Origin of the sequence: Edaphocola aurantiacus (genome assembly GCF_019797745.1) — a bacterium.
Taxonomy (GTDB): domain Bacteria; phylum Bacteroidota; class Bacteroidia; order Chitinophagales; family Chitinophagaceae; genus Edaphocola; species Edaphocola aurantiacus.
This window is the reverse complement of the sequence record NZ_VOSI01000001.1, coordinates 605,166-630,493: the sequence shown is the minus strand read 5'-3', so window position 1 is coordinate 630,493 and position 25,328 is coordinate 605,166. Positions and strand designations below refer to the sequence as shown.

General features: G+C 43.9%; 17 protein-coding genes. 7 read left to right on the top strand and 10 right to left on the bottom strand.

Features of this window, described 5'->3' with window-relative positions:
• The first annotated feature begins 1 nt into the window (after nt 1).
• Nucleotides 2–3,079, top strand: a complete 3,078-nt coding sequence (locus tag FTD44_RS02660; RefSeq protein WP_222165039.1) for a ligand-binding sensor domain-containing protein — start codon at nt 2–4, stop codon at nt 3,077–3,079.
• Between the two features lie 42 nt (nt 3,080–3,121).
• On the opposite strand, the gene FTD44_RS02655 is transcribed toward FTD44_RS02660, so the two are convergent.
• Nucleotides 3,122–3,760, bottom strand: a complete 639-nt coding sequence (locus FTD44_RS02655) for a response regulator transcription factor (RefSeq protein ID WP_222165038.1) — start codon at nt 3,758–3,760, stop codon at nt 3,122–3,124.
• A 634-nt stretch (nt 3,761–4,394) separates the two neighbouring features.
• Between FTD44_RS02655 and FTD44_RS02650 the strand changes: the two genes are divergently transcribed.
• The gene (locus FTD44_RS02650; protein WP_222165037.1) at nt 4,395–7,250 is read left to right on the top strand and encodes a T9SS type A sorting domain-containing protein; all 2,856 of its coding nucleotides are present in this window, start codon (nt 4,395–4,397) and stop codon (nt 7,248–7,250) included.
• A gap of 75 nt (nt 7,251–7,325) precedes the next feature.
• Here FTD44_RS02650 and FTD44_RS02645 read toward each other — a convergent pair whose 3' ends face one another.
• The 3 genes from FTD44_RS02645 to FTD44_RS02635 all read right to left on the bottom strand — a co-directional run bounded on the left by FTD44_RS02645 (nt 7,326) and on the right by FTD44_RS02635 (nt 10,409).
• The gene (locus FTD44_RS02645) at nt 7,326–8,021 is read right to left on the bottom strand and encodes a DUF481 domain-containing protein (protein ID WP_222165036.1); all 696 of its coding nucleotides are present in this window, start codon (nt 8,019–8,021) and stop codon (nt 7,326–7,328) included.
• Between the two features lie 295 nt (nt 8,022–8,316).
• A complete protein-coding gene (locus FTD44_RS02640; RefSeq protein ID WP_222165035.1) occupies nt 8,317–9,267 on the bottom strand; it encodes an NADPH-dependent FMN reductase family protein in 951 nt (316 codons plus the stop codon).
• A 14-nt stretch (nt 9,268–9,281) separates the two neighbouring features.
• On the bottom strand, nt 9,282–10,409 hold the full coding sequence (locus FTD44_RS02635; RefSeq protein WP_222165034.1) for a beta-ketoacyl-ACP synthase III: 1,128 nt from the start codon (nt 10,407–10,409) through the stop codon (nt 9,282–9,284).
• A 221-nt stretch (nt 10,410–10,630) separates the two neighbouring features.
• Between FTD44_RS02635 and FTD44_RS02630 the strand changes: the two genes are divergently transcribed.
• Nucleotides 10,631–11,176, top strand: a complete 546-nt coding sequence (locus FTD44_RS02630; protein ID WP_129020792.1) for a hypothetical protein — start codon at nt 10,631–10,633, stop codon at nt 11,174–11,176.
• A 117-nt stretch (nt 11,177–11,293) separates the two neighbouring features.
• A complete protein-coding gene (locus FTD44_RS02625) occupies nt 11,294–11,737 on the top strand; it encodes a DUF3127 domain-containing protein (protein WP_222165033.1) in 444 nt (147 codons plus the stop codon).
• 89 nt (nt 11,738–11,826) lie between these two features.
• Here the strand turns inward: FTD44_RS02625 and mscL are convergent, their stop codons facing one another.
• Entirely contained in the window at nt 11,827–12,207 is a 381-nt protein-coding gene (mscL, locus tag FTD44_RS02620; protein WP_222165032.1) for a large conductance mechanosensitive channel protein MscL, read from the bottom strand.
• 85 nt (nt 12,208–12,292) lie between these two features.
• The gene (uvrA, locus tag FTD44_RS02615; protein WP_222165031.1) at nt 12,293–15,130 is read right to left on the bottom strand and encodes an excinuclease ABC subunit UvrA; all 2,838 of its coding nucleotides are present in this window, start codon (nt 15,128–15,130) and stop codon (nt 12,293–12,295) included.
• Between the two features lie 325 nt (nt 15,131–15,455).
• Between uvrA and FTD44_RS02610 the strand changes: the two genes are divergently transcribed.
• The 3 genes from FTD44_RS02610 to FTD44_RS02600 are packed head-to-tail and all read left to right on the top strand — an operon-like array spanning nt 15,456 to nt 21,109.
• The gene (locus FTD44_RS02610; RefSeq protein ID WP_222165030.1) at nt 15,456–16,781 is read left to right on the top strand and encodes a TolC family protein; all 1,326 of its coding nucleotides are present in this window, start codon (nt 15,456–15,458) and stop codon (nt 16,779–16,781) included.
• Between the two features lie 21 nt (nt 16,782–16,802).
• Nucleotides 16,803–17,903 (top strand): efflux RND transporter periplasmic adaptor subunit, encoded by a 1,101-nt coding sequence (locus FTD44_RS02605; protein WP_222165029.1) that lies wholly within the window; start codon nt 16,803–16,805, stop codon nt 17,901–17,903.
• A gap of 38 nt (nt 17,904–17,941) precedes the next feature.
• Complete coding sequence (locus tag FTD44_RS02600; RefSeq protein WP_222165028.1) at nt 17,942–21,109, top strand: efflux RND transporter permease subunit; 3,168 nt, start codon at nt 17,942–17,944, stop codon at nt 21,107–21,109.
• A 75-nt stretch (nt 21,110–21,184) separates the two neighbouring features.
• Here the strand turns inward: FTD44_RS02600 and bla are convergent, their stop codons facing one another.
• The 4 genes from bla to FTD44_RS02585 are packed head-to-tail and all read right to left on the bottom strand — an operon-like array spanning nt 21,185 to nt 25,253.
• Nucleotides 21,185–21,988 carry a subclass B1 metallo-beta-lactamase gene (bla, locus tag FTD44_RS02595; RefSeq protein WP_394369724.1) on the bottom strand — a complete coding sequence of 268 codons (804 nt, stop codon included), beginning with the start codon at nt 21,986–21,988 and terminating at the stop codon, nt 21,185–21,187.
• Between the two features lie 13 nt (nt 21,989–22,001).
• Complete coding sequence (locus FTD44_RS02590) at nt 22,002–22,604, bottom strand: RNA 2'-phosphotransferase (RefSeq protein WP_246625316.1); 603 nt, start codon at nt 22,602–22,604, stop codon at nt 22,002–22,004.
• A 58-nt stretch (nt 22,605–22,662) separates the two neighbouring features.
• Entirely contained in the window at nt 22,663–22,794 is a 132-nt protein-coding gene (locus FTD44_RS16130; RefSeq protein WP_262901656.1) for a class I SAM-dependent methyltransferase, read from the bottom strand.
• Between the two features lie 50 nt (nt 22,795–22,844).
• Nucleotides 22,845–25,253, bottom strand: coding sequence for a response regulator (locus FTD44_RS02585; protein ID WP_222165026.1), 2,409 nt, complete (start codon nt 25,251–25,253; stop codon nt 22,845–22,847).
• Nucleotides 25,254–25,328 lie beyond the last annotated feature (75 nt).

Genomic DNA, 25,328 nt, shown 5'->3' with positions numbered 1-25,328 from the left:
TATGAGGAGTAATTATCGGAGTATCTTTTTGCTGTGCCTGTCCATGCTGACTGGCATAGGTAATATATTATGGGCCGGAAAGCACATTGATGATTTTCACATCCGGCATTTTACCACAGAAAACGGATTGCCGCAGAGCAGCGTAAAGGGAATTGCAGTAGGCAAAATCGGTTTTGTATGGCTGGCTACAGAAGCAGGCCTGGTCCGCTACGACGGGCAGCGCTTTATGGTCTTCAATAAGACCAATTCCAATATGGTGAATACGCGTATTATTACCTTTCAGCGTGCCACCACAGATAATTCTTTACAGGCTTTGATGGAAGAATCTACCTTCCTGCAGATCGTAAATGGCAGACCGTCTACATTATGTTTTGATGAGCAAAAGTTGTTTCCTGCCCTGAAAGGAACGCCCAAAGATTACCAGCTGTTACCGTATATGTGGGTACAGTCCAATGCTTCTGATGCATTTGGCTTCGGGAAAATCAAGCTGGGCCTGGATAGAGATAATGCTCTATGTCTCGATTATCCGCAGCGAAAAATTCTCTGGTATAAGCAGAATAAAATCGCCCGGGAGTATGCTGTGCCTGTGTTACAGCAAGCCAGCCCTTTATTTTTTATTAATCAGAATGTATATATACCCATTGTACAGCACCGGAAGTTGAAAGCCATTCGGTTCAATGCAAGTCACCTGGACACCGTTCAGCTGAAGGGAGATATTTTGAAAGATCCCGATCACCTGAACAACCTGGCACTGATCAATGAAGCCATGCAGCAGGTATTTCTGCGTACAGAAAAAGGACTATACCTGGTCAGCGCTTTACCGGACGGCACCCTGCAAACGACATTATTGCTGCAGGGGTTTGATTTTAAAGACAGCCAGATTACCGCGGTGTATTATGATGCACGGTACAATCGTATCTTCCTTGGCAGTGCATATGATGGGCTGTTCATATTATCGCCGAAGATGTTTAGAACCCTGACCAATGAACAGACGGCTTCTACCATATCAGGCAATGTATACTACCATCATATTCCCCTGAATGATCATGCAATTATTACAGGCAAAGGCATCGCTTTCAGTATAGAGCCGGAAGCAACCTTCAGGCTGCCATTGCTTGAGAATATTAAGGACCGGACCAATTTCGGCAGCATGCTATATCGCGATCATGAAGACAGGGTTTGGTATGCTGGTGCCCGCGTCATCGGCTATACCGATCCGGATATACAAAAGATACAGAAGGAGTGGTATATAGAGGGCAGGCCTACGGCAATATTACCCATAAGCCCAGACTTGTACTGGATCGGAATGAGCAATGGCAAAATATATACCATCAATCCCAGGTTATCGACCCCTCCCGCGCTGCTGAGCGATGCCGGAGCACATATATATTGTATGCTGCAACAGGGCGATAATATATGGATCGGTACCCGTAAAGACCTATTGTGCTACAACACGAAGACGAATACGCTTGAAGCAGTACCCAAACTAAAAGGAAAGGTGGTACGTAACCTGTATGCAGAGCCGAATGGTGATATCTGGATCTGTACTTATGAGGGAGGTCTTTTCCTGTATCGTAACGGAGATTATGTCTCTTTTCCAAAAGACCGGCAGAAAGGAATGAATGCCGTGCATGCTATCGTTTCCGATAAGAATGGATTCTTCTGGTTAAGCACCAATGCCGGCTTATACCAGATCCGTAAGCAGGACCTGATCGACTATGCAGACAAAAAGGTACGCACGATCTTCTTTATGAAATATGATAAGACCAATGGCTTTAATACCAATGAGTTTAATGGTGGTGGGCATATGGTATCCTCACAATTGGAAAATGGTTATGCAACCTTTGCTTCAATGAATGGCATTGTATTTTTTAAACCGGATTCTATACTGGCAGAGCAACCCGATGCTGATATTATATTCGATTATATAATGCTCGATAATGAAGTGTTGAATATTGCAGATACGGTCAGCATCAGCAGGGACTTCTTTAATATGTCCGTAAACCTGGCTTCCCCTTATATGGGCAATCCTATAAACCTTCATATAGAATATCGTCTGGATAACGCCTCCTGGCTTCCGGTAGATAATATGCAGATCAGTTTCAACCAACTTGCCGCCGGTAACCATACACTGGAGTTGCGCAAGCGTTCCGGTTTTGACCATAAGTATAATTACAGTAAGCGACTGGTGCTATATGTACCCCCGGCATATTATGAAACCCTGGCATTCAGGATTGGTGTCATACTGGGCGTGTGTTTCCTGGTGGGCCTGGTCTTTTACCTGAGGATATTGTACCATACAAAGCGAAATAAAGCATTGGAGCAGGCGGTGACAGAACGCACGGCAGACCTGGAAAAATCTATAGGGGCATTACAGCAATCGGAGCTGAATATGACGCAGCAATTACTGTTTCAGCAGCAACTGTCCAATAATATAGCACATGATATCCGTACACCATTAAAGTACCTGATGATTGCTTCCCGGTATTTGTCTGATAAAGTACACCGCTCTGAAATGCCGGATAAGGAAGATGCTTCAGGCTTATTCTTATCTGCTGAGCGTATTTTTAATTATACCGACAGCCTTACACAGTACCTGAAAGCAAAATCCATGATTGGTCATGCTCCGCAACCGGTACATGTACACTCTCTGATAGAGCAGAAGAAAGAAACATTTGAACTGGCCGCAAAAGAAAGGCGTATACAGATTCTGAATAAGGTATGCCCGAATTATGACCTGCATACCTATCCCGAGCTGTTCGATATTCTCCTGCATAACCTGATGGATAATGCGGTGAAGAATACCGTAAAGGGATATATTGAAATAAAGAATGAAATGACTGAGCATTACCCGATCCTGGTGATAGAAGATAGTGGTATAGGGATGTCTGCCGAGCAGATACAGCACTATAACAGCTTCCTTCGTTCTGATCACAGCGCTGCCGTGACCAGCTATGTAGGTTTCGGATTTCTGTTTATGAAAGATGCACAGACCCTGCTGGACCTGAAGATAGAACTGGAGCCCGCTCCTTACGGAGGATTAAGGGTATTGCTACATCTGTATAACTGTACATCATAAAACAATAAGGGCCGGTGATCACCGGCCCTTATTGTTTGAATATTATATATCGGGGTTCTGATAAGTCCTGATCAGGTTAAGCAGATCGGCAATATTGGAAATATTCAGCTTCTCAAACACCCTGTTTTTATAAGTACTTACAGTACTCGAGTGCAGGTTCAGCGTGTTGGAGATCTCCAGCATACCTAGTCCCTGAGACAATAGCAATGCTACTTCCATTTCCCTGTTGGATAATTGTTTGAGCGGATTATGCTCTACACCTTTTTTATGAAGGCTTTTATCCAGGAAATAGTTCATCATATTCTGGCTCACAAATCGGCCTTTATCCAGCACATCTCTCAGTGCCTTATGAATCACGTGCAGCTCAGCATCTTTATGCAGATAACCATCTGCACCATCCTGCAACAAGCGGGGCGCATACAGTTCCTCAGCATAGGCAGAAAATACGAGCAGCTTGGCCGTACTGCTTTCTGCTTTTATTCTCTTTACCAGGTTAACATTATCACAGCCTGGCATATTGATATCAGAAATAATAAGATCTGGCTGAAAAGATTTAATAGTAGTCAGCATAGTACTGAAATCTACAGCCGTCAGGATTTCTGCATTTGGATACACGTTTCTCACTATCTGTCCTACTCCAAACCGTACAACAGAATGATCATCAGCAATAAGAATTTTCATTGGGTATTATTATAATTCTAGGATCGTAGAGTACGAAGATATTGTTTTCTGGATATTACCGAAATGTTGAGTTAATAAAAAAAGCATAATTGAATCCTAGTGAATTGTTAATGTATTTGATTTTAAATGGACATAAGCATTGCACTGTATAAAAAATGACAGTTACTGTAGTAAAAATACTACACTTTTTGACACGGCTTACTACAAATTTAAAGGAAAGAGGGTTCTATCTTTGCACCCGCTAAAGCACAAAAAAGGTATATATAAGCCTGTTTAAATATGAGCTGTTTTGATAGCTATTATATGCCACTCAACCCTTAACCGAAACAACACTTAGGCATCACATTTTTCAATGTAATAATGCAGGTAATTCGGAAGTTTTCTATGATTGAAAACTATCGCATGAATTTATGTTATATGATTATGCTAAAGACTGAAGAGCTGTTCAGTACTTTACAATAAACATGTATAGCAAGTACCCATTATTATTTTTTCTCCTGGTAACAGGAGCATATAGTTCTTGCCATAAAACGTACGGTATTTCAGTCATATATTAAATAATGCATTTAAATATGAGCTGTATATGAAGAGTACACTTATCTCAAAGGGATTCCTATGCCTATGTGCATCGTTAATGGGTCCCATCCTTGTTGCACAAACTCCCCTCACTGATGCAACCACCACTAGCACCGCTATCACACTCAATTCCGGAACCAATGGAGCTAATGTTGTTGATAATGCCGTGAACACTTACATTAGCCTGAGCAGCAGCGGCACCTGTCGTATAGACCTCGGTAGTGCAAAAACGATCAAAGGTTATGCCTTGTCGAACACTACAGAAACCGGTTTTAACCCCTCAAGCTGGCGTATTGAAGCCTCAAACAGTGCTAACAGCGGTTATGTAACCTTAGACACCCGATCCGGAAACAGCTGGGAACAGCAAGGATCCCGTAAATTTTTCAACCTGACCAATACTACAGCTTATCGCTATTATCGTATTGTCAATACTACATCATCCCAGAAAATGTACCTGGCTGAAGCAGAATTGTTCGAAGACTTTTCTATCAGTGGTAGTGTATTCCTGGACTATAACCTGAATAATAAAAAAGAAGTTACAGAACTGCCCGTAGTCGGTACCAAGGTATGGCTGAAATCGCTGGCTGCTGCAGACCCTGTTGCCACGCGCACTACAGGACTTACCGGTGCTTACCAGTTCAGCGGATCAGAGCTTGATGGCCTGGAAATCTTTACGGTAACGGCGAAGCCTTCTTTAAACCTGCAACCAAGAACTGAGCCGATGCCTCAGTCGGGCCTGAGCTTTCCTGCACTGGCTGCAGATGGTAGCTATCTTTTTTCTAATGTACTGGCAAATCAATATGGCATTGGTGGTGTGATCAATTTCGGATTTTTACCTCCGACTACCACCGCTGCAGCTGCACAGCTGTTGGAATATCCTAACCTGATTACCAATGCAGCTAACGGAACATTTGGTGTGAGTGACACCAGTGATAATGCTTTCCTTAAAAATCATCCAAACACAAAATACTTTTCCTTAACCAATAGTCATCCGGAATTATATTCCAATGTGACTGGTTATGCTACAGGGACTAACTATACCTATCAGAGTGGAAACTACGGTAGCAGCGGTTTTCTGTGGGATGAAGGTAAATACCTGGTAACCGATTTTCTGGGTACCGTATTCCTGGAAACAGCAGGACCAAATCTGGGCCTGAAAGGTATCCTGAATAATATGAGTTACGGTTGGCGCGTATCCACAGGTGCGACTACCGGAGCCTGGAACGACCGCTTCCTGGCAGTGAATGGCAGCGGCCAGCAGGATAGCAGCATGAATGCTGTGATATTTGCTGATACCGTTTCATTAGCAGCCGGTAATACCTACTCAATGGGCTTCTTCGGGAAGTCTGCCAATAAATGGCAGCAGGGTGCAAGCGTTGCAAAACCTTCAGTAGTTAAGTACTTTGTAAAAAGATTATCTACCGGAGATACTGCAGCTATGGGATCTATTACTGTAGAGCCGACTACGAGCGATGCTACGGATAGCATAAACTTTGGCTGGAACAAGGCATTTACCGATTTTATTGCGCAGTATAATGGAGATTATGGGGTTTACTTCCTGGTAACTTCTTCTGATATTGCCGGTAATGATGCCTATTTTGATAACTTCTTCCTGAAGAAATCTTCTTATAAAATCAGTGGTAGAATTTTTAATGATGCCAATGGGTTGACCAATGACCTGGTAGATGGTACACTGATCAGTTCCTTAACGAATAATCCGTTATATGCTTACCTGTTAGACCCATCAGACAATCATATCCTGGCACAGAGTCCTGTACAGGCAGATGGTAGCTATGTACTGTTCGCACCGGAATACGGATCTTATAATGTTGCCGTAAGCACAAAAAAACAAATGAATGGTTCCGTATTCTCTGCGGCTACTGCAGATAACTGGTCCTTCACCGGAAGCAATACCGGAATAGGAAATCTATTGGGACAATTATTGAATACCATTGCCAGTAAAGTAGGCGTTACGCCATTAAGCATCCTGACAGATATTACTGAAGTAAACTTTGGTTTTCAGAGATTACCGATGAGCTATAACCGTACTAAAAATATAAGCGGTGCACCAGTTAAGGGAACAAATTATAGTCTCTCTGATCTGCCATTACAGGGATCTGATATGGAAGATAATAATGGTGTGCAGGCCAACTGGAATAACCGTGCTGCGGTGATCAATACCTTACCTACCAACGGATTTATATTGAAGTATAATGGTAATGTAGTACAAGCCGGAGATACCGTATATAACTACAATCCGGCACTGTTGTCTGTAACACCGGGTAATAACACTCCTGCAGGTACCTTGCAAACAGTCTTTACTTATTCCGCTGTAGATGCGGCAAAACAGTCAAGTACTGCACCGGCTACTTATACCGTAAACTTTACACAGCCATTACCGGTAGAGTTGATATCATTTACCGCTACTGTAAATAATGAATGTGCAGTGACCCTGGAATGGGCATCTGCAGAAGAGAAAAACTTCAGACACTTTGTTGTAGAACGTAGTGAAAACGGACGTGACTTTACTGCCATTGCTACCGTAACCGCAACAGGATCTTACAGCGATTATACGTATAAAGATGCTACAGCTGCTTCCGGAAAATCATACTACAGATTAAAACTGGTTGATCATGATAACAGTATTGCTTACAGTGGTGTAAGAACTGCCGTGTTGAGCTGTAACAGCACACTGCAGGTATTCCCGACGCAAACAAATGACCTGGTACAGGTACAGGGCACACAAGCCGGATCTGTAATCCGTGTTATGGATATGAGTGGCCGTGTACTGATGCAGGAAACTGCTAAAGGTGCTACTGCTCAGATCAGTTTAGCTAACCTGCCTGCGGCACAGTACCTTGTTGGTATTATCCGTGACGGACATGCCGAATGGGTAAAAGTAATCAAGCAATAAGAGACTCCTCTCAGGGGGTGATTTGTATAAATAGAGAGTGCGAGAGGTGCCGGTTTTCCGGCACCTATTTCGTTTTTAGAAATAATACTCAGCCGTTAATCCATAGGTGAAAATGAAATTTTCCCTCTTCGTGCGACTGATCTTATTATAGTTTGCAGTAGTCGTAAAATTGAGCCATCGCCATAGCTTTACATTCAGGCTGGCATTGGCATTAAGGATATAATCATTCCGGTATTCAAGTGAAGGCTGGTAGAATCCGACGCCTCTTATTTTGAATATTTCTTTGTAATTATAATTGAATTGTATCCTGAGCGAATTACGTAAGGTGGCATAATTCAGTATACTTGAATCAGTCTGGATAATGCTGCTGGTTTCATAAATAATGCCATTACTGATGCTGACCCGGAAATGAGGTTTGTCCCACACACGATAGGCAATACCCAATCCGCCCTGGAGCTGATTCCTTATTTTTAAGGAATAGCTGGAGGTATGCGTCAGCAGGCCCCAGTAATAAAAATGAGGAAGCGTTTTATACAGGTTGAAGTCCAGTGCGGTGTTCCAGTCATTATTACTCAACTTAGCAGGTGTCTTGCCATAGATCCAGCTGCTATTGGCGTTCATCACAAAGCTGTTGAATTTCATGCCGCCCCTGATACTGTTATTGAACAGCATTGTAAGTCCGTCATTAGTCTTGTTAAAAGTGCCACTGGCCTGTGCCCCGGTCATGTAATGCGTGCTGTCATTGTATTGTGCATACGCCTGTGTTACCATACCAGAGAGGAGAAGACTACAGCATTGTAAAACCTTTATACCATTCATTATCATCAATATAGTTCAATGCTGCAAAGATAACTCATTGATTGACTTTGGGTTTTAATAAGGTTAATGCCTTCGGACACATCTATTTTTAGCCATAGATTTATACACACTTTATTTTTTGCGATACCTTTTGCATCAGGGTAAAAGGTAGCAATCAGGACAGTAGGAAACCATACTTGCGCTCTAAAAGAGAAGACTCAATTTGAAAATCAAAACGCCCTTATCATTGATAAGGGCGTTTTGATTTTTAGTGTGCCGGCATAACTTCTTTACCGATCTTACCTTTGATATATTTTATACCGCGGAAGTAGTGCAGATCATCCATGATCTTCTTCTTCTGCAGAATGGTTTTTAGTTTGGCCATGCTGCCCGATACCGGGGAAAGAATAAAGATGGAAATAAATAAAACCACCTTAAACTTTTTCAATACCTTCTGCCTTGCTGGATCTCCCGGCAGGCCTAGCTTACGTGCATTTGCAGCCCAGTTGGGAAATAATCTGGCACCATTTCCTTCCATAACAATCAGGTTAGGACGCAATTGTATAGCCCCTTCAGCCAGTAGTTGCGGTTGCAGTGCATCATCTGCCTGCTGTTCCTGCAGCCAGTAAAGGATTGTATTGCCAAAGCGTTTGCTGGCTTTAATATCCGTCATCGATACACCTGCTTCAGGAGACTTTTCAGTCGCTTCTTTCTGGCCCTTCAGCATCCAGCGTACGATAGAAAGCGTAGACGCAATATTAGGATGTTTATCATCCAGCGCAATATTACCTACCAGTCTTGCATTCAGTTCCTGTAATCTGTTTTTGACACGCTCTTGTGCATTCAGCCACATATTGCGGCAACCGATTACCGTCACCACAGGCTTACCTTTCAGCACAGCAGACCATTCGCTTTGCAGAAAACTGTTGAACGGAATGGACGGAGAGAGGAACCAGGGTTGGTAGCCCAGGATCACCAGGTCATACTCTTTTTCCATGATCTGCGGCATCGGATTTACGGGGAAAGTAATGCCCAGCACCGATTCCGGCATCGCATCAAAAAAAGTATCGTATTGTGCCCAGGGAAAAGGGTAGGGGTTCACAAGTGATATTGGCGCAAAGTCAATCTGCGCTTTATCTTGTATGTCTGCACATAAGCCGGACAGGATGTCTTTCATCTGTCCGCTTTGTGTAAAGTACAATACCAGTATTTTTTTCATACAGTTTGTTGTGGTTATACCACCGTAAGTTGGATATATGCGTAGATAAATCGTGCACTTTCAGGGATCATCATCAGTATCTTATCCCCTTTCTTCAATTTGTCTGAATGGAAGATTTCTTCCAGCATCAGGAAAGGAGAAGCAGAGCCTACATTACCTACACGGTCGAGGTTTGTAAACCAGATTTCATCCGGGATTGCCAGTCCTTTAATCGCCAGTCCTTTGTGGATTTCCTGGCGGAAAAAGTTAGAGGACAGGTGGGGAAGGAAATGCTGATATGAGGAAAGATCCAGACCTCTTTTGGCAATAATATCCTCCAGGAATCCTACACCTTTTGCAACAATAAATTGTCCCAGCAGTCGGGTATCCTGTTTTACCGCAAACACGCTCTGTGCGCGCCATTCGCGGGCATCCATATCTTTCCAGCTCACCACATTTCCATGCTCATCTTTATCACTGCCGGCATACATACAAGTCTCCAGTTCATTGCTGTAGGAGGTCATATCAATCCAGTCAATACGAAGAGAAATGCCCTCTGTATTTGCCTGGTCGGAAAGATAAGCTGCTGCTGCACCATCGGAAAGCATATAACGCAGGAAATCTTTTTCGAAAGCAATATATCCGTTCTGATCAATCGCATCTGTTCTGTCAAATTCTCCGTCAAATTTCGGAGCATCCATCATATTGGACAATTTTTCAGAACCGGTAGCAACAGCATTGTGTGCATCTCCGCATTTGATCGACAGGAAAGCATGTTTCAGGCCCTGTATGCTGGAGCAACAGGCACCGGAAGGACTGTATATTTCAGTCGGATGCGTATCCAGTAAACCCAGTGTCATCGCCGCGTGGGAAGGCAGGATCTGATCCGGGAAGGTTGTACCGCAGGTCAGCAGATCAGTGTCTACAGGACCATCCGGAAACAGTTGCTTCACTGCTAGTGCCGTCAGTTCTGCATTGTTATGGGTTGATTTTCCTTCTTTAAATGCATAGTGGCGGCTTTTGATACCGTTATTGCGCAAAACAATCGTTTTTGCACGCGACGGTTTGCCGTTGATATATCCTAATACTTCTTCAATATCGCTGTTCGGAATGGGATCGTTCGGTAGATACTTTGCCAGTCTGTTGATATAAACTTCTTGCATAAAATTCCTCTTTTCAAAATGGAGCCCAAATTACATAAATATGTGCAAAGATCACTATTTTATATTGCCAATAATAGATTTTTTGCATATATAAAGGCCACTTTTCTCAGATACCTTTTTATGTGGGCAGATAAGACTCAAAAAAAAACGAAAAAGTTTGTTAAAGACAAATATTTTAGTAATTTGGCAGAAATTTAGAATTTTTTATCTTAATAATAATTATGAAAAAAAGAATTGTACTATTATCTGCGTTAGCTGCAGGTATGTTTTTCGGAAGTTCAGCCTTTGCGCAACAAAATCCTGAAATGATTGCAGTATACCGTTGGTACAATCCTACGGATAAGACCTATGTGACTTTGGCAGATAATGAGTTCCAGGAAGGTCAGTTGTTAAACTGGAAATATAAAGATAAAACTTTACTATTCTATGCTTTTCGTGAGCCTGGCGTGAACAGAGTAGCAGTATACTCCTGGTTCAACCCAACCACTAAAGATCAGGTTTCTGTTACTGAAGATGAGTATACAGACGATCAGATGCTGAAAATGGGGTATAAAGAGAAAAGACTGCAATTCTATGCATCTAATACCCGTATGGCTAACCGCGTAGACGTTTACCGTTGGTATAATCCTAAGACAAGAGACTGGATTACAATGCCGGAAGAAGGAAATACTGATGTATACTTCAAGAAAGGATATAAAAGAAAATCTTTCCAGTTCTACGGTGTACGCCGTGTGTCTGATGAGTCTCTGTATAACGCAGAACTTTAATCCAGATCATGTGCATAAATATTACTTGTAAGTGCGCCCGAGAGGGTGCACTTTTTTTGGCTCTGCTAGGAAAGAATCGTAATTTTGTGCTTTATATAATATACTAATTTAGAATCTATGGCTTTAGAAGTAACGGGTAAATTAATTGTGAAACAGCCTACCCAGCAAATAAAGGAAAACTTCTCTAAAAGAGAATTTGTGATAGAAATCTCACAACAAACCAATACGGGCATGACTTTTACTAACTTTGCTTCTTTTCAGTTAGTGAACAATGCCTGTGCGATGATCGATCAGTTCCAATTAGGACAGGACGTTAAAGTAAGTTTCGATATCAGAGGTAACAAATGGGAAAAAGACGGTCAGGTGCGTTATATCACCAACCTGAATGCATGGAGAGTAGAACCTGCTATGCAACAGCAGCAGCAAGGCGGCTATCAGCAACCACAGCAGCAATATGGCGGTGGTATGCAGCAAGCACCTTCTCAACCATCTTATACGCCTCCTCAGCAGCCTCAGGGTCCTTCTTTTGATCCGGGTGTTGGTGACGATCTTCCGTTCTAAGAAAACACAATATATTTATACAGTAGATATACTAATAAAGGCTTCCGATCGGAAGCCTTTATTAGTAGTATTTATGCAAGCAATATGCTTTATTTCTTTTTCAGTTCATCGCGGATTTCCATCAGCAGTTTATCTGTTGCACTTGGTTCTGCAGGAGCTGCAGGTGGCTCCGCTTTCTTCATTCTATTAAATGCTTTTACGATCAAAAACAGGGCAAAGGCAATAATAATAAATGAGATGATCTGAGAGATGAAATTGCCGTATTTTATGGCAGTACCCGGAACGGTAAGCTGGGCAAGGTCAGATAAATTAGCTGCTTTCAGTGCCGGAGTCAGAATGGCCGGGGTAATGATGTCATCAACCAGAGATTTAATAATGCTGCTAAAGGCACCGCCGATAACTACACCGACTGCCAGATCAATAACATTGCCTTTTATGGCAAACTCCTTGAATTCTTTAATAAATCCCATAATTTTTGTTTTTTTCGAGTGAATGATCCGACAAATAAAATTATTCGGGCCTAATTACCCAACAGATATTTAATTGTTAACAGGGTTATAACATATTGTGTTGCAGTTCCATCGCCAGGAAATGCCCGGTATGACTGCCTTTTTTCTTGGCAATCTGTTCTGGTGTGCCTTTGGCAACAACCTGTCCGCCACCGATACCACCTTCCGGACCAATATCGATAATGTAATCGGCAACTTTTACAATATCCAGATTGTGCTCAATGACTACTACCGTATTGCCCCGATCTACCAGCTTGTTCAGCACAGACAGTAAATGATTGATATCTTCGAAATGCAGACCGGTAGAGGGCTCATCAAGAATATAAATTGTTTTGCCGGTATCTTTCTTAGATAATTCTGTAGCCAGTTTTACCCTTTGTGCTTCGCCGCCACTCAAGGTCACGGCACTTTGTCCAAGTGTAATATAGCCCAGACCTACATCCTGCAGGGTTTTAACCTTACGGTGCAGAGATGGCATATTTACAAAAAAGTCAACCGCATCTTCAACAGTCATTTCCAGTACATCGTAGATCGATTTTCCTTTGTAGCGGATCTCCAGTGTTTCACGGTTATAACGCTTACCCTGGCACTTTTCGCAAGGCACGTATACATCCGGCAGGAAATTCATTTCGATCACCCGCATACCACCTCCCTGACATTCTTCACAACGACCGCCTTTCACATTGAAACTGAATCTTCCGGCATTATAACCGCGGATCTTTGCTTCCGGGATCATTGTAAATAACTGGCGAATATCATTGAAGAAACCGCAATAGGTAGCCGGGTTACTGCGTGGTGTACGGCCAATAGGGCTCTGGTCAATCTCAATTACTTTATCTATATGTTCCAGTCCGCTGATAGACTTGTACGGCATTGCCTGCATTTTGCTCTGCGGGTAGCAATGGCGCGACAGGATAGGGTAGAGCGTTTCATTGATCAGGGTTGATTTACCGCTACCTGATACACCCGTTACACAAGTAAGTGTACCCAGTGGAATGTCCACACTTACATTCTGCAGGTTATTACCGGTAGCTCCTTTGAGCTGCAGTTTATTTCCATTGCCTTTCCTTCTTTCTTTAGGTACAGCAATCTCTCGCTTATGGTTCAGGTATTGTGCTGTTACGCTACCCGATTGTAATACCTCCTGTGGTGTACCCTGCGCCACAATGCGGCCGCCATGGATACCCGCTGCGGGCCCTATATCAAACAGGTAATCAGATGCCAGCATAATGTCTTTATCATGCTCCACAACCAGGACTGAATTGCCTCCGTCCCGCAGATTTTGCAGGGCGGTGATCAATTGCTGATTGTCTCTCTGGTGCAGACCGATAGAGGGCTCATCCAGGATATAGGTAATGCCCATTAGTTTAGAACCGATCTGTGTAGCCAGTCGAATACGCTGTGATTCGCCACCACTGAGGGTTTTGGTAGGACGGTTCAGGATGAGGTAATGCAGGCCCACCTCGATCAGGAAGCCCACACGATCTCTGATCTCCTTCAGGATATCCTTTGCAATAGTGTTTTGTTTATTGTTCAGATGCGGCTCAACTGTAGAGAACCAGTCATGTAATGCACTTAAAGGCATGTTGGCCAGTTGTGCAATATTCTGGTCGTGAACCAGGTAAGAAAGACTCTCCTGTTTTAAGCGCTGACCTTTACATTCAGGGCATTTATCCAGTTGCATAAATTGCTCTGCCCAGTCCCGCACATAATCAGAAGGTGATTCATTAAACCAGCGCATCATCATATTCAGTACACCTTCATATTCTCCCGTCTCCAGGTAGCTGTAATTGCCCCCTTCTTCCGGAACATAAGTAATGGTGCCTTCTTCATTGCCATACAGCATCAGGTTCAGTTCCCGTTCGGTAAGCTGGCCTACAGGCTTGTTGACATCAATTTTATTCTTTTTGGCAAACTTCGCAGCGATCTGGTAACTCTGTGCTTCACGAGCCTCTTTCATAGGAGCAATACCACCGCCGGCAATGCTCTTCTCCGGATCAGGAGTGATGGTACTACGGTCGATCGTATGTACCGTACCCAGACCCTTGCAGGACGGGCATGCGCCATATGGAGAGTTGAAGGAAAAGGTATTCGGCGAAGGATCTTCGTAAGAAATACCACTTTCAATATCCATCAGGTGTTTGCTGTATTGCAGTATTTTATTGGTTTCATGCTGCTGTACAAAGAGCAGGCCTTTACCCAGGTGCAGGGCCTTCTGCAGGCTCTGGCTTAGGCGCGAACGGCTTTCTGCATCTACTTTCAGGCGATCTACCACCAGCTCAATGTCATGGATCTTATAACGGTCAACCTGCATTTTAGGCTTCAGGTCTACAATAACACCGTCCACACGCACTTTCAGGTATCCCTGCTTTTGCAATTGCTCAAACAGTTCGCGGTAATGCCCTTTACGGCCACGAACAATTGGTGCGAGCAATACGATCTTTTCTTCCGGAAGGTTATCGTATATATGTTGCAATATCTCCTCTTCAGAAAAGCGGGTCATGGCCTTGCCGCTCATATAAGAGTAAGCAGTGCCTATACGCGCATACAGGAGGCGCATAAAATCGTATACTTCTGTAACCGTGCCCACAGTAGAGCGCGGATTACGGTTCGTTGTTTTTTGTTCGATGGAAATTACGGGAGACAAGCCTGTAATCTTATCTACATCAGGTCGCTCGAGGTCGCCCATAAACTGGCGGGCATAAGCCGAAAAGCTTTCCATATACCGGCGCTGGCCTTCAGCAAAAATGGTATCAAATGCCAGTGACGATTTACCACTGCCGCTCAACCCGGTAATAACAACCAATTTGTTTTTAGGAATGGAAACATCAATATTCTTCAGGTTATGTACCCTTGCTCCTAATACTTCTATATGTTCAGACATAAATATTTAATGCTACGAAAAACAAAGGTAAACCTAATTTGGCTGAAATAGAGATCAGGCATTTCTAAATGTATTCTAAAAAAGGGAAGGCTGTAAACCCATCAAAAAAACTTAAAATAAGTCAGGGCTTTATACCGGCATATTGCGTGAAAGATGTTAATAATTTTAAAAAATTAATCCTTAATTATTTGATAACTATATGTAAAACACATGACTATATCAATATTATTTATTTTGCGATAAGTTAAAGTGCTATTGTAAAAGACCGGATACGGCTACCTTTGTCGCTCTTTCTATTTATCAAGAAAATCTATTTATATTTTTGATGTTTAAGTATTATCTCAGGCTGTTGTGTTTTGCTTGTGGCGTAACTTCCGTACAAGCTCATGCACAACAAGCCGCTACTCCATTTACGGATAGTGCTACACTGGATCAATGTATTGATTATGCTATGAAGCATAACCCGGTGTTGAAGCAATCTTTTCTCGATGCTTCTATTACAGAATCACAGGTACAGGGCAAGCTGGCGGACTGGTATCCGCAGATAGGCCTCACTGCTAACTACCAGCGTAACTTCCAGTTGCAGACCATGGCCAACTCCGCAGGGGTAGTCCGTATCGGACGCTATAACCAGTCAGCATTACAATTGGGACTTACCCAGAATGTATTTAACAGTGATGTCGTATTGGCCAGCCGTACAGCAGATGATGTGCGCACACAGGCACAGCAACAAATCGTATTAAGCAAGATCGATCTGCAATCCAGCCTCAGCAAGGCTTTTTATAATGTACTGCTAACGGAGTACCAGATGAAAGTGCTGGATGAGGATATTAACCGCCTGACTTTAAGTCTGAAGGTGGCCAGGGATCAGTATGATGCGGGTATTGTAGACAAGGTCGACTATTCCCGTGCTACCATTGCACTGAATACATCCAAGACCCAGAGAGCCAATGCAGTTGTGTTGCTGGATGCCAAGTATGCCCGGTTAAAAGAACTGATGGGTTATCCCTCCAAAGAGCCACTGATACTGACTTCCGGACAGATTAACCTGGAGCAGGAAGCACTGGTCGATACCCTTGTAGAACTGGCACCACAGAAACGTGTAGAGTATCAGCAATTAGAGATCACACAAAATCTGAATAAAGCCAATGTACAGTACCGTAAAATGGCTTTATATCCTACAGTATCCTTGTTTGCCAACTACAATGTCAATTTCCTGAACGATGAGCTGGTACAATTGTACAACCAGGGATATCCTAACTCCTTTGCAGGATTACAGGTAGGTTTCCCGATATTCCAGGGTGGTAAACGCCGTCAGAATATCAAGCAGGCAGAATTTCAGTATGAAAAGACTGGTTGGGCACTAGAGAACAGCCGCAATGTGATCAATACCGAATACGAAAATGCATTATCCATTTACAAATCAGACTGGAATACCTACCAGATGCTGAAAGATAATCTGGGACTGGCTCAGGAAGTATACCGTGTACTGGATGCACAGTATAAAGCCGGGATCAAAAACTATCTTGAAGTAGTGGTCGCACAGACTGATCTGCAAAAAGCAGAGCTGAATTATGCCAATGCGGTATACCAGCTCCTGATCGATAAAATTGATGTATTAAAAGCCCTGGGCGATATTCAAACCAAATAGTATTTAAGCAATATTTCAAACATGAAGACCAATATATATATTACTACGCTGGCTGCCGCTACCATGAGCACTGCATTATGGTCCTGCGGTGGTAAAAAGGATGATGGTAAGGCTGCAGCTAATGCGCCTGCACCGGTGGCTACACTTTTGGTAGAACAGAGTCCGGCTGTATATTATGATGAATACCCGGCTACTGTGGTCGCACAGAAAGAAGTGATTCTTACGCCACAGGCCAGTGGCACTGTTACCGGTATCTATTTCCAGGACGGACAGGTAGTACAGCAGGGACAGCGATTATACAGTATTGATGTACCTGTATACAATGCCAATTATGATAATGCGGTAGCTAATTACGAAGTGCAGAAAGCAAATCTGGTAAAAGTCGAAAAAGATGCGGCACGTTACCATCAGCTGGATAAACAGGATGCGATCGCCAAGCAGCAGGTAGATTATGCGGATGCTGCACTGGCAGCGGCCCGTAAGCAGGTGCAGGCAGCGCAGGCCAATATCAGCAGTATGAAGGCGAATGTAAACTTCGGTATTGTTGTAGCACCATTTACAGGAACTATCGGTATTTCTAAAGTGCGTGTGGGTGCAGCTGTTGTAGCGGGCCAGACACAATTGAATACCGTATCTACAGACAATCCTATGGCTGTAGACATCAACATTAACCAGGGTGATGTGTTCCGCTTTGAACAATTAAGAAAACGCAATACTTCCGACCAGATATTTACACTGGTATTCGGAGCGGATGAATACCCTGTGTTCGGAAAGATAGATATCATTGACCGTGCGGTAGATCCTAACACCGGAACGGTAAAAGTGCGTATCGTATTTGATAATAAAGATAAGATACTGCGCTCGGGTATGACTGCCGTAATGCGGGTGAAAAATGACCATCCGGAACCGCAGTTCATCATCCCTAACAAAGCACTGGTAGAGCAATTGGGTGAATTCTATGTGTATGCAGTAACCGATAGCAATACCGCTACTCAAAAGCATGTTATACCAGGCCGCCAGCTGGGTGATAAGATTATTATCAAAGAAGGACTGACACCAGGCACCAAAATCGTGATCGAAGGACAGCAGAAACTGAAAGAGGGTGCTAAAGTGAAATACTAAAACACACCACCGGATACACTTTACTATATTTCATTTTTATGATTGCAGAAACTTTTATTAAAAGACCGGTCACCGCGATTGTGGTATCTATCGTGATCGTACTTACCGGTTTAATAGCTTTGTTCAACTTGCCGATCGCGCAATATCCGGAGATCACACCACCTACGGTATCGATCAGTGCAAACTTTACCGGTGCGGATGCAGAGACGGTGGAACAGACAACGACTACCGCCATTGAATCGCAGATCAATGGTACCCCTGGCATGACCTACATGACCAGTAACAGTACGGGTAGCGGTAGCAGTAATATTACAGTAAACTTTGAAGTAGGTACTAATATTGATATTGCAACGCTGGATGTACAAAACCGTGCCAGTGTAGCTACGCCGGCATTACCGGATGCGATCAAGCGTCTTGGTGTTACGGTAAAAAAGAGAAATCCGAGTATGTTGATGGCGATCTCTTTGTATTCGCCTAAAAACACGCATAACCCGGAGTTCATAAATAACTATACCAACATATTCGTAAAAGATGCCCTTTCCCGTGTTGCTGGGGTGGGCGATATCATGGCACGTGGTTCAGACTTCAGTATGAGGGTCTGGTTGCAGCCGGAGAAACTTGCCGCGCTGAACCTGACGACCAAAGATGTCTCTAATGCGATTACAGAACAGAACTTACAGATTGCCGCCGGTTCTATTGGTGGTAGCCCGCAACCGGGCTCACAGGCATTTGAATATTCTGTACTGACCAATAGCCGACTCAATACGGTTTCTGAGTTTGAAGATATCGTTGTGCGGGCCAATCCTGCAGATGGTAGTTTTGTGCGCCTGAAAGATGTGGCTAAGGTACAACTGGGTAGCTTTGATTACTCCAGTGGTGGTTATCGCCTCGAAAATCAGGCCGCCTTTATGCTGATCTATCAGTCTCCGGGATCTAATGCCCTGGATACCTATGACCGTATTCTGGCGAGAATGGAAGAGCTGAAAAAATCTTTCCCTAAAGACCTGGACTACGCCGTAATGACGGAGAATGCTACCGTGGTAAAAGCCTCTATTGAAGAGGTATTGCACACCTTCGTAGAAGCCCTGTTGCTGGTAGTATTAGTAGTGTTCCTTTTCCTGCAAAACTGGAGAGCAACCCTCATCCCATTACTGGCGATCCCTGTATCTATCATCGGTACCTTCCTGGTCTTTATCCCGCTTGGCTTTACAGTCAATACCCTTACCATGTTTGCCTTCGTACTGGCAATCGGTATTGTGGTGGATGATGCCATTGTGGTCGTCGAAGCGGTACAGCATAAGATAGACCATGATAAGATGAATGCGAAGGATGCAACGCGTCAGGCCATGAGCGAGATTTCCGGTCCGGTTATCGCCATTGCATTGATCCTCGCAGCAGTATTCATTCCGATCAGTTTCGTTCCGGGTATCTCTGGTAAAATGTACCAGCAGTTCGCCCTGACTATTGCCATATCAGTATTGTTATCCGCATTTGTGGCCCTGTCCCTGACCCCGGCCCTGTGTTCTATCATGCTGAAACCAACACCGATTGGTGAGCGCCGCAGAAGCCTGATGAATCGCTTCTTTGACTGGTTCAATGCACGCTTCCTGAAACTGTCTGACCGCTATACCAATGGCGTATCCAAATGGATCAAGAAAACACCATATGTGGTTACGCTGATGCTGGTACTGACCTTTGGTCTGGCCTTACTGATGAAGGTGAAACCGACAGGATTCGTACCACTGGAAGATGAGGGTAAATTATATGTCTCTTACGAAATGCCGGAAGGCTCATCTATAACCCGCAGCCGCGCAATGTTCCAGGACCTGGTTGGTCGTGTGAAAACTATTCCGGGTATCCGCGTAGTAGGCGGTCTGCCGGGATTCAATATCCTGAATGGTTCCGGGAAATCCAATGTGGGTACGATGTTCATCCTGCTCGAACCATGGGATAAGCGTAAAGGGAAAGAACTGCATGTCCAGTCTATCCTGAAAGAGATCGTCAAACGAACCCAGGATATTAAAGAAGCTAATGTACGTGTTGTGGCACCACCGGCTATTCCAGGTCTGGGACAAGCCAATGGTTTTACCATACAACTGATGCAGACGGCAGGTTCTGATGACATCAAGACATTTGAGAAGATCGGACAGGACTTCCTGACTAAGCTGCGCAGCCGTCCGGAAATTGAAAATGCCTATACCTTCTTCAATACGAAAACACCGGCTTATAAAGTAGATGTGAATCGTGAAATGGCGAAGAAATTGGGTGTGAGTATCTCTGATGTATATTCTTCTATGTCGGGTTTACTGGGTAGCCAGTATGTAAATGACTTCAATATTTACGGGCGTAACTTCCGCGTGGTAATGATGGCGGACAGTAGTTCCAGAACCAATACCAGCGACCTGAATAAATTCTATGTGAAGAATAATGAAGGGAATATGATTCCATTGGGAACGATGGTGACTACAAGACTGGTAGAGAACCCTTCGGTGATTCCGCACTTTAACATGAACCGCTCTATAGAGATCAATGGTACTCCTAAAGACGGGTATAGCTCAGGACAGGCCTTGGAGGCTTTAAAAGAGGTAGCCGCAGAAGTATTGCCAGCCGGTTATAGCTACGAATTCTCCGGGATGAGCCTTGAAGAGATCAAGGCCGGAGATAGTACTATTTATATCTTCGCTGCATCGATCATCTTCGTATTCCTGTTCCTTGCAGCACTGTATGAGAGCTGGAGCATTCCTTTCAGCGTATTATTTGCCGTTCCGGTAGGTTTATTCGGATCTATGCTGACCCTGTACTTTATTCCTAGTCTGACGAACAATATCTATGCACAGATCGGTATGATTACCCTGATCGGGCTTTCGGCCAAGAATGCGATCCTGATTGTAGAGTTTGCCAAAGAAGGCGTTGATAAAGGGCAGGAAGTAGTCGCGGCAACATTGCATTCGGTACGCCTGCGTTTACGCCCGATCGTGATGACCTCTATGGCCTTTATCCTTGGCGTAGTACCGCTGATGAGGGCATCAGGTGCGGCTTCAGAGTCTCGCAATACCATGGGCTGGACCGTATTTGGCGGTATGATTGCAGCCACAACACTGGCCATCTTTATTGTACCGGTATTCTATGTTGCGATTACCAAACTGACCCATAAGCGCGCTGCCCGTAAGGCACTGGCTAATGGTACGGAAACAACAACAGAATAAATAGTTTTATTACCTTAATAAGAATCGGGCTGCATCTCAGATGCAGCCCGATTCTTATTAAGGATAGCCGATAGATTATTGACCTGCTTTTAAGGCGAATAATTTCATTGTATAATCCAGTAATTCTTTGCCTCCCCATTGCCCGTGACCGGGAATGATGAACTGTGCATCGGCGTAGGCTGATTTTACTTTTTGTACAGTGCCAGACCAGGCCAGCGTATCGGCATCGCCCAGGAAACCCTTGGTAGCATCGATCTCTTTGATAAGGCAACCGCCGAAGAGTACCTTATCTTTCGCGAAATAGGCCACTACATTATCTTTGGTATGACCTGGACCGTAATATGCTATGCTGACTTTTTCTTTGCCTACAGGCAATTCCAGTGTGCCGGTAAACGGATGATCGGGCAAAGGAAATTTATTGTCCGGTTGCTGTTGCAGCAGACTGATTGTTTGCTCGGTTGCATAAGACGGGATATGCTGATCCTGGAATACTTTTAATCCTCCTACGCAATCTCCGTGAAAATGAGTAGCGACAACCGCTGTGGTTTTTATATGCTGTGCTTTCAGGTAATCGATCAGCTCAACAGCACTGCTGTCATTGGCCGGAGTATCAAAAATTGCTGCATCCGTTCCGTCCACAACGACCATGCCGTTGCAGGGTACTTTCCCAAAATCATTCGTTTGAAGATAGGAAGTGTGCACATAAGTCTGCGGTGCAATACGGGTAATGATCAGTTTGTCGGATTGATACACTACGGAATCTTTGGTAAAAGAGGGCTCTTGCCCGGTAGATGGCGATTGTTGCTTACCTTCTGATGCACAGCCCGTACTATACAGGCTTATGGCCGCACAGGCAGCGATGGTGAATATTGTTTTTATATCTGTACTCATTTTATAATAATTTAAGGTATTGAACCGGGACCTGCTCCGTCAGCCAGACGCCATTTGCGGCACAATAGAATAGATGTCCGTCCTGCAGCATCTGTTTTGTGTCGATAGACAATATAGACGGCTTACCATGTCTTTGTCCCACCTGGCGCGCGGTTTCGGTATCTATGCTCAGGTGCACATGGTGCCTTTCTCCTTTTAATAAGCCCTGTTGCAGGATGCGCTCCAGGTATTGCTGTGCCGTGCCATGATACAATATTTCCGGCGGAGGTTGCGGTATATAATTCAGCTGAACAGAAACGGAATGACCCTGGTTGGCCCGGATTTTATCTTTGGTTTCATTAAAAGCAAAACGCTGTTTGGCATTTGTATCTACAATATGCTCCAGGAATGCCCGATTCATTTCCGGATTGCTGGCCTGCATTTGCTCCAGTAGTGTTGTTACTGATGTCCAGCCCTGGTCGTCTAATTGTATGCCCAGTTGTTCCGGATGATGTCTCAGGATATAACTCAGGTATTTGCTCAAACGCTTTACTGCTTTATCATCTGTCATACGGGCATCTTTAAAAATATATGATTTGGTGTTCACCATTTGCGCTATAGGCATATTCCCGGGCACAGTGGTTCAGTGCTTCGAAAAAGGTTTTGGAACAACCCGGCTCCAGCTAGTTTTGTTCCGCTGCTGCAAATACTTTCTTCTCACTGGTTGCAATATCAAGCTTCAGCAGATCCACTTTCGGGAGATTATATTTACGGATGAGCGTATCAATGCTTACACTGTTCGGTATCGGAGGCACTTTACACTCCCTGGCAAAACGTTCATCTTACTTGGCTATAATGGCTAAGCTTACAGTTGATCTATTGTATTATTTATGAATATTTGTAGGTTTTGTATCTGCTCTTCCAGCTGCTGGATCAGTACGGGTTTCTGACTTTCGTCTGTTCCATGCTCCAGTGCGTTCAATACAATGGTATTAGCCCCTATAAGACTGAAGGAGGAGCGAAGCTTATGTGCTTCCTGTGATAAGTCTGCCGCCTGCTTATTATTGTAATACTGCTGTATCAATATCATTGATTTGGCGCTTTGTTCTATGAACAATCGCAGCATCTCTGCTTCAAATATTTTATCTCCGCCGGAGAGTTGTCTTAAACGATCCAGGCTGAATATGGTGCTTGCTTTAACTGGCTCATCGGTATGCTTGGTCGGGTGTTGTAACCAGAAGCTGACTTTATCCAGGAGCTCTTTTTTATCAAATGGTTTGGATAGATAATCATTCATGCCCATAGCCAGGCACCTGCCTTTTTCTTTGATCATTGAATGCGCAGTGAGTGCAATGATAGGGACTTCTGATTTCAGTTCTCCGCGAATAGCCTGTGTCGCCTGATAGCCGTCCATTTGCGGCATCTGAATATCCATGAGCACGAGGTCGTATTTACCTTTTTTCAACAGCTCAATACCTTCCAGCCCGTTAGCGGCAATGTCCAGACTCCATCCGGTATTTTCCACGAGCTTTTGTGTAAGGTACTGTATCGTCTCATTATCCTCACACATCAGTATACGCCCTGATGTAGCCAGCCGTTCAGCCGGCTTCTGCTGGGTAAGCAGGGTACTGATCTCTGATGGAGTAGCAAAAGTAAGAGAGAACGAGAATTCAGATCCTTTGCCCTCTGTACTGCTTACAGATATAGAACCACCTTGTTTTTCTACCAATAGTTTACAGATGTTCAGGCCCAGGCCTGTGCCACCATATTTGCGGGTAGTATCTTCTTCTGCCTGTGTAAAACGGCCGAAAATAGATTGTACTTTATGTTCAGGAATACCTATTCCGGTATCTGAAATACGGAACTCCAGTGTTACCTTGTCTTCCTGTTGTGACGATACGCCAATAAATAATTTAACGGCGCCTTCTACGGTAAATTTCAGTGCATTGTCCAGCAGGTTCAGTAAGATCTGGGTAAGCCTGTGCTTATCTCCGGTCAGGTAGGCCGGCACATCACTTTCAATGCTGAAACTGAATTTTAATTGCTTGTGAGAAGCCTTAAGCTTAAGGATGGAGAATACATTCTCAATCACTGGTCTGAACTCAAAATCATCCATGTCAAACTGGAACAAGCCCGCTTCGATCTTACTCAGGTCCAGGATACCGTTTACAAGGTATAACAGGGTATCGCTTGCCAGCTTGATCGCTTCTATTTGTTTTCGCCGCTCGGGGTCCCATTCGTTCTCCAGCAATATATCGGTAAAGCCGATGATGGCATGGATCGGTGTCCTGAGCTCGTGGCTTATATTGGCAATGAAATTGTCTTTTTGCTGATGCAATGCTTCCAGTGTATTGCGTGCCATTACCTCGCTGGTAATATTCTGAGCGATCATCGTAATGCGCACCAGTTCATCTTCCATATCCAGTACCGGATTGAAAGAAGCCAGTACCCATGTCTGGGCATTGTTTTTATGTATACATTGGTAAGATCCTACAAGCGCCTCGCCTTTGACCAGCCTTTGCCAGAAAGCCCCGTCTCCGTTAATGAGTTCATCTTTAAACAGGAATTGATAATTTTGACCAACCAGTTCATTTGGCTGGTAGCCCAGCAGGTGCTCAACAAGATCATTGGTGCTGAATATCGTTCCATCAGGAAGAAACTCTATAACTGCATTGGATTTGGAAATAGCTGCAAAGAGGTTATTGTATGCTGCTTCCTGTAATTCCAGCTGTCTTTCTGTAAAGGCAACCTTCTGACGCAGAACTGTTTCCAGCTCCATGCCCATGTTTTTATTGTGCTTTGTTGTTTCCAGGTGCAGCATCACCTGCTTGGCAATAATGCGTATTGCTTCTTTCTGTGCACTGCTCAGTTGCTGCGGTCTTACATCGGCAGTACATACGGTTCCGATATTATAGCCTTCTATCGATTTCAGTGATATGCCAGCATAAAACCGCACGCCGTGCTCATTCTGTACATTAGGGTTATTGATCAAACGGGCATCTTCAACAGGATTGGTTATTTCCATGATATCATCTTCCAGCAGCGTGAATTGACAGATCGTCTCTTCCAGTAGCACCTCATTATCTTCAGTGCCTACTTTTGCTTTGTACCATTGTCTCTTGTCATCAATAAAGGAAATAATCGCTATCGGTGTATTACAGATAATAGCGACCAGCTTGGCCAGGTCATCATAAAAAGCTTCCGGGGGAGTGTCTATGATACCATAGGACAATAAAGCTTTTATACGTTTAATATCGTTGATCAGCGTTGTCAATGTGACTAGTTTTGAATAAGTGTTCTAAAAGTACAAAATATTTGACATTGACTAAAGGGAAACCGAAATTTAATA

Excerpts from the sequence above, each read along its gene's own strand:
- FTD44_RS02660 (WP_222165039.1), top strand. The coding sequence starts at position 2 with ATGAGGAGTAATTATCGGAGTATCTTTTTGCTGTGCCTGTCCATGCTG.
- FTD44_RS02655 (WP_222165038.1), bottom strand. The coding sequence starts at position 3,760 with ATGAAAATTCTTATTGCTGATGATCATTCTGTTGTACGGTTTGGAGTA.
- FTD44_RS02650 (WP_222165037.1), top strand. The coding sequence starts at position 4,395 with ATGGGTCCCATCCTTGTTGCACAAACTCCCCTCACTGATGCAACCACC.
- FTD44_RS02645 (WP_222165036.1), bottom strand. The coding sequence starts at position 8,021 with ATGGTAACACAGGCGTATGCACAATACAATGACAGCACGCATTACATG.
- FTD44_RS02640 (WP_222165035.1), bottom strand. The coding sequence starts at position 9,267 with ATGAAAAAAATACTGGTATTGTACTTTACACAAAGCGGACAGATGAAA.
- FTD44_RS02635 (WP_222165034.1), bottom strand. The coding sequence starts at position 10,409 with ATGCAAGAAGTTTATATCAACAGACTGGCAAAGTATCTACCGAACGAT.
- FTD44_RS02630 (WP_129020792.1), top strand. The coding sequence starts at position 10,631 with ATGAAAAAAAGAATTGTACTATTATCTGCGTTAGCTGCAGGTATGTTT.
- FTD44_RS02625 (WP_222165033.1), top strand. The coding sequence starts at position 11,294 with ATGGCTTTAGAAGTAACGGGTAAATTAATTGTGAAACAGCCTACCCAG.
- mscL (WP_222165032.1), bottom strand. The coding sequence starts at position 12,207 with ATGGGATTTATTAAAGAATTCAAGGAGTTTGCCATAAAAGGCAATGTT.
- uvrA (WP_222165031.1), bottom strand. The coding sequence starts at position 15,130 with ATGTCTGAACATATAGAAGTATTAGGAGCAAGGGTACATAACCTGAAG.
- FTD44_RS02610 (WP_222165030.1), top strand. The coding sequence starts at position 15,456 with ATGTTTAAGTATTATCTCAGGCTGTTGTGTTTTGCTTGTGGCGTAACT.
- FTD44_RS02605 (WP_222165029.1), top strand. The coding sequence starts at position 16,803 with ATGAAGACCAATATATATATTACTACGCTGGCTGCCGCTACCATGAGC.
- FTD44_RS02600 (WP_222165028.1), top strand. The coding sequence starts at position 17,942 with ATGATTGCAGAAACTTTTATTAAAAGACCGGTCACCGCGATTGTGGTA.
- FTD44_RS02590 (WP_246625316.1), bottom strand. The coding sequence starts at position 22,604 with ATGCCTATAGCGCAAATGGTGAACACCAAATCATATATTTTTAAAGAT.